Origin of the sequence: Pseudoalteromonas sp. S558 (genome assembly GCF_005886635.1) — a bacterium.
GTDB lineage: Bacteria > Pseudomonadota > Gammaproteobacteria > Enterobacterales > Alteromonadaceae > Pseudoalteromonas > Pseudoalteromonas aliena.
In genome coordinates, this window is the sequence record NZ_PNDU01000304.1 from 1 (window position 1) to 7,561 (window position 7,561).

Sequence of the window (7,561 nt, forward strand, 5' to 3'; positions counted from 1 at the left end):
ATCGTCCCTAGAAAGAACCCAAAGGGCAGCGCATGTTTGGCATTTATGCTGCGTTATCGCCTATTTATGGGGAATAACCACACTACATAGGCTCTGCCTTGCCTAAATACCAAACAGTCTGCTGCAAAATTAATCACGAAAGGTCAACACGCCCTAGGTTTAATTATATTTTAGCAATGACTAATTTTTTTGCATGCGGCTCATTTCTGCATGACAGCTTTGCATTGTTAGCAAGGTTTTAGCTAGTGCCGCTTCGCAATCAGCAGGTTGTGGTTTATCCATTGCTGATTTAATTTCTGCAAGTGTTTTATCTTCAACCTCCTCAAGCTCTTTTACATATGTGCTGTCGTTGTTTGAGCTAAATGTAGTAAGTAACGCGGTATAAGCACGGCGTGCTTCAATAGCAAATGAAGAACCATCCTCACGCTCACCTTTTTCGTTAATAGCATAAGGTTGCAGGCGTTCAACACTTACTTTTCGTGCGTCAATCATACGTTGAAAAAGTGCGCCAATTGCTGGGTCTTCAATTTTTTCTTGGGCTTTTTCATAAAAGTCGATGCCACTGTTCATTACTTGGATGATGTCTGTAATATGATTTACTTCTGTTCCTTGATGGGTGTTCATAATGACCTCTTTAATTAAATGAATGTAAACTTCCATTTAATTAAAGCAAAGGCTGTTCCACATAATTATTTATTTTAAGGTATTGATTTTAAATGTTTGTTTTTGTTTTTTAGTAAAAAGGCTAATTGTTTTTTAAATTAGCCTAGCAATTTTTACAAGGGATCGTGTAATAAAGTTATTTTAGCTCCTCTGCCACCTCAGCTACTTTTTGACGTAGCCAAATATGACTGGCATCTCTGTGTAAAAGTGGGCTCCAGATCATATCAAGCTCAAAGGGCGGAATAGGAAAAGGAGGTTCTAAAATTTTAAGACCTGCATCGTCTAGGTAAATATTAGCGGCTTTAGATGGCAGGGTCGCAATCAGGTTTTTCTCTTTTGCTAAATGAATTGCTACATGGTAATTACGTGTAAACGTAGCAATATTTCGATGCTTTCCAAAGTGTGCGAGTGCTTCGTCAACCCAACCTAATTTTTGTACGTCTTTTGGGTCCATACCTACACCGACGCCAAAACCGGTTTTACTCACCCATATATGACGTGCTTTTAAATAGCTATCAAGGCTGAAGTTTTCAATTATTGGATTATCGGCTTTTACTAAGCAGCAAAAGCTATCTTTCCAAATACGTTTGTGATGAAACGATTGCGGTAGATTTTCAAAGCGATTGATTGCCATATCTACTTTACCATTTTCAACGTCATGGAAGGTAACATCACTTGGCGTGAGTATGTCTAAGGTTGTATCAGGCGCTTCTTCGTGCAATTTACTCAGCAGCTTAGGAGCAAGGGTGCTGGCAGCGTAATCGCTGGCCATTATTCTAAATACACGCTTACTCTGGCTTGCTTCAAACTCTCTGTTAGGGGCAAGAGTTTCTTCAAGCGTCATTAAGATGCCGCGTATCACAGGTTGCAGCTCTAATGCGCGCTCTGTAGGGACCATCCCATCGCTGGTACGCACTAAAATAGGATCGTTGAACAGGTTACGCAATCGTTTCAGGCCGTTACTCATCGCCGGTTGTGTGATACTTAATTGGTTTGCAGCGCGTGTTACGTTACATTCTCGCAGTAGTGTGTCGAGGTAAACGAGTAAATTTAAATCTATTTTACTTATATTCATTGTGTGTCCTTTGCGTCTACCAGTGATGAATAAATCGCTGTGCTGTCGGATATGGATAAATGTGACTCACTTGCCCATCCTTTACATTCTGCTGTGCTTGCTTCCAAAAACTAACATCAAGCAATTCAGGGTGCGTGCTTATCAAAAACTGTTTGTAAGTCGGGTTAGGTGTAACAAAGGTACATAACTGCTCAGGAAAAACATCTTGGGGTGCGACCGAGTAGCTCTGTTCGTCGGTTAAATAGTCGTCGTAACTTTTTGGTTTCGGTAATTCTCTAAAGTTCATATCTGTTAAATATTGTACTTCGTCGTAATCATAGAAAATAATGCGCTTGTGTTTACTTACCCCAAAGTTTTTTAAGAGCATATCACCTGGAAATATATTAACGGCAATCATTTCTTTGAGTGCTTGGCCGTATTCTTCAATGGCATCTGCTGCGCTTTCGTCATCTGCATTTTCTAAAAACAGGTTCAGAGGTGTCATACGCCGTTCAATGTAAAGGTGTTTTATTATCAACCAGTCTCCTTCAATAACCATAGATGAGCCAATTGTTTTATGTAACTGCTCAAGCAAATTACTATCAAAACGCGACAAAGGAAATACGACATTGGAATACTCTATGGTATCGGCCATACGGCCTACACGGTCATGGCTTTTTACTAGTTGGTAGCGTTTTAAAACAGTGTCGCGGCCAAATGGCTTACTTTCACCAAATTTATCTTTTATTACTTTAAATACGTAACCAAATGAGGGCAGTGTAAATACCATCATCACCATACCTGGGGTGCCAGGTGCTATGGTAAACTCGTCATTCGAGTGTGTTAAGTGGTTTAAAAACTCACGATAAAACTCTGTTTTACCTTGTTTATGAAAACCAATAGCATTGTAAAGCTCAGCAATAGTTTTATTGGGCATTAATTGATTTAAAAACCGAACTAGCGCCGAAGGGGCATGCGTTTCTACCATAAAATAAGCACGCGCAAAGCCAAAAATAACGCGCATTTGTGATGATTTAGTGAGTAGGGCGTCTAAATATAGGCCTTTATCTTCATGGTGAAGGACTGCAATAATAAATGGCTGCACACCGCTTTGAGAAACTACTCGGCCAACGATATACGCGGCTTTGTTACGATAAAATGCAGTATGGAGTATATCAAAACGCATTTGCCATGGCTGATGGTGTGTGTCGGGCGCTTGTTTATAAAATGCCTTAACAAGCAGGCGAATATCACGCTCTAAATCGACAAACGGGGCTTTAAAATCAAAATGGTTAATAATGCGCTTAATTGTTGGTTTTAAGCCATCAACTACCGGGAAATAACTCCGGTACTCAGACTCTACCGGTACCGATGGCGCATCTTTTAATGTCGCCTGTACAAATATAAAGTCGTTGTGAAAGTAGCGCCTGTGATACAAACGACAAAATACTGAATTATAAAATGTTTCAGCAAGCTCGGCTTGAGGGTGAAAGCATAAAAAGTGTTGATATACTTTTTTTACTTCAAGCCAAAAAACTTCGTCGAGGGTATCTGTAGGATGGGCTTTTTTTAAAGACTGGGTGGTTTCGTTAACACGATCATCATAATAACTAATCCGCAGGCGGCTAATATCATTAATTGCTTGCCAGTTTTTATTAGCGAAAGCGAGCGGGGCTTTAGCGGTGATTTTTTGAAATAGTTTATAGTGCTTTTTAAAGCCGGTTAAAATTAATTCAGCAATATTACGTGGCTGCATAAGCACTCCTTAATACATGTTAGAGTTTATACTCTATTGTGTTAAGGATATGTTATTTTGGATTTAAAACCAAGCTAAATTACGCCTTACGCCTTTATGCGAGTTTTATTTTGTTTGCTGGTATAGGGTTATTTCTTTTTCGAGCTTTTTAATTTTTTTAGAAATAACAAAGGCTTCTTTTTTATGTGTTTTATTTATTAACTTGATCTGTTTAGTAATATCTTTAGCAATACGCTTTTTGTCATCATCACTTAGAATATGACTGAGCCGTTGCTGTTGTTTATATTCGTCGCGCTGTTTTTCACGGTCGAGTATAGCTAATTTATGGTTATTACTTCGAAGCTGAGCTTGTAACATGCTTAGTATTCTTTCACGCTCAATATCGTTTAACTGTTTGTTGTAATCTGTTTTAGGAGCTGTTTGGAGTACGTTGGTGGTATTTACTTTGTACGTAGTTGCTTGATCATCACAAGGGAATTGAGAAAATATAGTCCCTTTTGCTGTGACACATTTGTAGTAGGTTGTGGCGTTACTGCATAGACTAATTGAGAAGCAAAATACATATAAAAAGTAACGAGAATGTTTACACATAACTGCCCTCCTTGGATTTTTTTTACTTTGCTAATAGTGCGCGTGAAAGTAAAACTATAACCTAGCATGGCGGTTTAGCAAGCTAGGTTATGCGCGGTAATTACTGCGTAAATGTTTTTAATTTTTTAATGCTTTGAACTAAAAATGGAATATCTAGCCCTTGCTCTATAGAAAACCCCTCAGCGGCAGAGATATTTTTAAAGTTTCCATCTGAATCAATAAGTGTAATTCTATCTTTCTTATAAGTTATCACCACGCCTTGGGAGTAATTTACGCCCATGTCATCTTTTTTCTTGTATAAATTAACACCCAGCATAGTTTGTTTTGCAATAGCTTTGCAATTTAGATACTGACCCACACTTGTTGCCATTAAATCGCTTGGCTGAATTAGTCCATCTACTTTTGAAATTCGCTTATCAGAGCTATATAAAACAGAAGTCGTCACAACTTCTTGGCTATCACTTGCTAAGCTGAAGGCGAAAAACTGGCTAGTTTCATCATGAGAGATCAGCGTGTCAGACCCTTTAATAACTCTAATAACGCTATTAGTGTGGGCTTGATCGTTAATAAAGCTTAGCTCGTCTATCCCTTTTATTTCTATGCTTCGACGCTGACTTTGCCAAGCGGGTAGCGTTTTATCTTTTAAAATTGCCATTTTATAAAAAGCGGGCAAACCATATACTAAGCTAAATAGCATATCGTCATGATCTGTTGGCTGCAAAAATTGCTTTGTTTTATACACTGTTTTATTTGCAATAAAATCTGCAAGTTGTTTATCTGTTTCAAAAACAAATATATCAATATTCTTTTGTGCATAATCGTCACACTTTGCCAAAGGTGTCGGTATTTGGTAATTAATATTTTGGTTATTAATTTTAACGTTATGTGCTTGGTTGTAGCTCTCTATATCAAGCAAATCGTTTTTAGCTAATAAGCTTTTAGCTGTCGTAGGATACGAAAGTGGTAGGACGTTATCTTGCTTAGTGATATCAAATTTTAAATTTGCATCGGCCCAAATATGAATGCTATGGCTAAGTGCAAAACACATAATTAAAAATGAAATTGCATATCGAGCAAATTTCAATTGTTTTAGTTGTTCTAAACGTTGCCACGTAAAGTTACTGACAATTAATTGAAATCCTAATATGAGCAGAACAACAGCGCTTGCAAGTATTGTTGTTAACGCCGGAGAGCTAGTTAAGCGATGCCATAAAAGCGATAAAATTTCTGGTAAGGCCGATGTGCTTAAATGATACCCTAAATTAAAATAGACATAAGCATCAAGCGTCAGTAACGAAGCCCCACACGTAGCAATGACAGCAGCCATGCCGCGAATATGTCTGGGGTAGGGGAAAACTAAACTAAGCGGGAATACCGTCAGCACAAACGCTATAAAGGCAATAAAACTAGTGTGGCTTAACCATGTCACTAGCATATAAGTGATGCCCATAAAGCTTGTTGGCGGCGAGTCGGCAAATAAATAGCTTAAACTAATTAAGAGCGCTAAACCGATATTGGCAAAGGTAAACCAATGCCCCCAGCTTAACAACTGACTCGCTTTTGATGAAAACTGATTGTGCTGCGATAAATTCATAGAGTCTATTTAACCGACTGTGAAAGAGCTTTTGCAAAGTTCTCAGTGACGGCTTGTCTTTTCCCTGTTGGTACATGCTCTTTTAGGATATGCGTGATAGAATTTCCTAAACACATTAGACTTAAATCAACCGGCGCATTGTGCTTAGTTAGCACATCAATAAGCTGATCGACGATTTGTTCTACTTCTTCATTAGAGTATTTTGATAAGATTGGCATCAGTTGGTTCAATAAAATAGTTATATTCCCGTATTTTAACACTAGAGGCGTGAAAAACAAAGATGACAACAGACGTTAAAAAATTAGTCGTTCATTATGTAGACAAAAAAGACGATGATACGCAAATTCACCTTCGAAATGATGAAATGATCATTAATGACAAAGTGGCCGTGTTTATTGAGCAATTGCATCATGCATACAACGGCAAGCCTGGTAAAGGCTACTGTGCGTTTAGTGGCGATAAAAACAGTGTTGTTGCGTCAGCAATGCAAAGTTACCGCAATGACGAGCTTGGCTTTTGGCACATGACAGAGCAAGCCTCAACAGTTTTAAAAGAAGAACTTGATAAGTATGCATTTAGCGAAACAGGCTATTTAGTATTTTGTCATTATCAGTATGTTGCTACCGATTACATGTTAATTGCGATGATTAACATTAAAGAGCACTACTCAATGACTTCAGAGCTCGATTTAGCGGCTTCTCGTCATTTAGATATATCTCGTATGCAACTTGCAGCGCGTATCGATTTAACAGCGTGGGATACACAGGCAGAAGATAATCGTTATATTTCGTTTATTAAAGGGCGTGCGGGTCGTAAAGTTGCTGACTTTTTCTTAGACTTTTTAGGCTGTGAAGAGGGGATTGATTCAAAACAGCAAAGCCAAGTAATGCTTAGCGCAGTCGAAGATTATTTATCTGAGCAACAATTTGATAAATCAGAAAAAGACGACTTACGTAAACAAGTATTTGATTACTGTAACGATTGCGTAACTACTGGTGAAGATGCCAGCGTAAGTGAGCTTTCTGCAACGCTTACAAAAGGCGATGACAGCCCGTTTGACAGCTTTTGCAAAGAACAAAGTTACGACTTGGAAGAAACTTTCCCTGTGGATAAAAAAACCGTAACTAGTATGGTTAAATTTTCAGGGCTTGGTGGAGGAGTAAGTGTAAGTTTTGAGCGTAAGCATTTAGGTGAACGTGTAACGTATAACGAAGCAACTGATACGTTAGTGATTAAAGGTATTCCGCCAAACTTAAAAGATCAGCTACAACGTTTTATGGAAAATGAAAGCGAATAATTTTTTGATTTAGCAGAAAGTTGATTTAAGAACGCGATATTTATATCGCGTTTTTTATACGCTGTACTTGTTCTGGTTTATCATTTTATGCTGGTTGGTATTATTAGTGATTACGGGCGTTGCCCGTCACGCCAACAAGTTGCGTGTCTACAAGTGTGTGTTTATAAGTTGGGATTATGCAGGGTGTTAAATTGTGGCTGTAGGCGTAAAGCTTGCTTGCGCGAAAAGCATCGCTTTTATGTGTTTAATGTTTTGGTAAGTGAAACTTTTAGGTATTTAAACAAAAAAGCCCCGCTATTTATTAAATAGCGGGGCTTTTTAATGAGTACTAATTACTAATCAACACTCATTGTTTTAGTCATTGCAGCGCTTGCACGACCAGCAGGTTTGATGGAACCTGCACGTAACCCACTATCAGGCACTAGTTCACGTTTGTCATGAGCCATAGCAACAGATACATGTTTTACTTCGCTATCAGTCACTGGAGTTGGCTGTGCCATTGGCGCACTTGCTGACCCTTGAGTAACTACTGTTTTAACATGCGGTGCTGATTTCTCAGCTTTAGTAGGCTGCTCAGTTACTACAGGCGTTTCAACTTTAGCTGGC

General features: G+C 38.5%; 8 protein-coding genes. 1 reads left to right on the top strand and 7 read right to left on the bottom strand.

Annotated elements, in window-relative coordinates:
- Positions 1-180: 180 nt before the first annotated feature.
- From CWB66_RS17675 to CWB66_RS17700, 6 genes are all read right to left on the bottom strand, one after another.
- Positions 181-624, bottom strand: a complete 444-nt coding sequence (locus CWB66_RS17675) for a ferritin-like domain-containing protein (RefSeq protein ID WP_138586399.1) — start codon at positions 622-624, stop codon at positions 181-183.
- A 175-nt stretch (positions 625-799) separates the two neighbouring features.
- Positions 800-1,738 carry a LysR family transcriptional regulator gene (locus tag CWB66_RS17680; RefSeq protein ID WP_138586400.1) on the bottom strand — a complete coding sequence of 313 codons (939 nt, stop codon included), beginning with the start codon at positions 1,736-1,738 and terminating at the stop codon, positions 800-802.
- Positions 1,739-1,754: 16 nt separating this feature from the next.
- On the bottom strand, positions 1,755-3,473 hold the full coding sequence (gene aceK / locus CWB66_RS17685) for a bifunctional isocitrate dehydrogenase kinase/phosphatase (protein ID WP_077538274.1): 1,719 nt from the start codon (positions 3,471-3,473) through the stop codon (positions 1,755-1,757).
- A gap of 105 nt (positions 3,474-3,578) precedes the next feature.
- Positions 3,579-4,064, bottom strand: coding sequence for a DUF4124 domain-containing protein (locus CWB66_RS17690; protein WP_138586401.1), 486 nt, complete (start codon positions 4,062-4,064; stop codon positions 3,579-3,581).
- A gap of 100 nt (positions 4,065-4,164) precedes the next feature.
- Complete coding sequence (locus tag CWB66_RS17695; protein ID WP_138586402.1) at positions 4,165-5,658, bottom strand: DUF3413 domain-containing protein; 1,494 nt, start codon at positions 5,656-5,658, stop codon at positions 4,165-4,167.
- 5 nt (positions 5,659-5,663) lie between these two features.
- Positions 5,664-5,876 carry a YejL family protein gene (locus CWB66_RS17700; RefSeq protein ID WP_007375276.1) on the bottom strand — a complete coding sequence of 71 codons (213 nt, stop codon included), beginning with the start codon at positions 5,874-5,876 and terminating at the stop codon, positions 5,664-5,666.
- A 62-nt stretch (positions 5,877-5,938) separates the two neighbouring features.
- Here CWB66_RS17700 and yejK point away from each other — a divergent pair, with 62 nt between their 5' ends.
- Entirely contained in the window at positions 5,939-6,955 is a 1,017-nt protein-coding gene (gene yejK / locus CWB66_RS17705) for a nucleoid-associated protein YejK (RefSeq protein ID WP_077538271.1), read from the top strand.
- 335 nt (positions 6,956-7,290) lie between these two features.
- Here the strand turns inward: yejK and CWB66_RS17710 are convergent.
- Positions 7,291-7,561, bottom strand: a 271-nt coding sequence (locus CWB66_RS17710; RefSeq protein ID WP_138586403.1) for a hypothetical protein, incomplete at its 5' end; no start/stop codon positions are given.

Excerpts from the sequence above, each read along its gene's own strand:
- CWB66_RS17675 (WP_138586399.1), bottom strand. The coding sequence starts at position 624 with ATGAACACCCATCAAGGAACAGAAGTAAATCATATTACAGACATCATC.
- CWB66_RS17700 (WP_007375276.1), bottom strand. The coding sequence starts at position 5,876 with ATGCCAATCTTATCAAAATACTCTAATGAAGAAGTAGAACAAATCGTC.
- CWB66_RS17690 (WP_138586401.1), bottom strand. The coding sequence starts at position 4,064 with ATGTGTAAACATTCTCGTTACTTTTTATATGTATTTTGCTTCTCAATT.
- aceK (WP_077538274.1), bottom strand. The coding sequence starts at position 3,473 with ATGCAGCCACGTAATATTGCTGAATTAATTTTAACCGGCTTTAAAAAG.
- CWB66_RS17695 (WP_138586402.1), bottom strand. The coding sequence starts at position 5,658 with ATGAATTTATCGCAGCACAATCAGTTTTCATCAAAAGCGAGTCAGTTG.
- CWB66_RS17680 (WP_138586400.1), bottom strand. The coding sequence starts at position 1,738 with ATGAATATAAGTAAAATAGATTTAAATTTACTCGTTTACCTCGACACA.
- yejK (WP_077538271.1), top strand. The coding sequence starts at position 5,939 with ATGACAACAGACGTTAAAAAATTAGTCGTTCATTATGTAGACAAAAAA.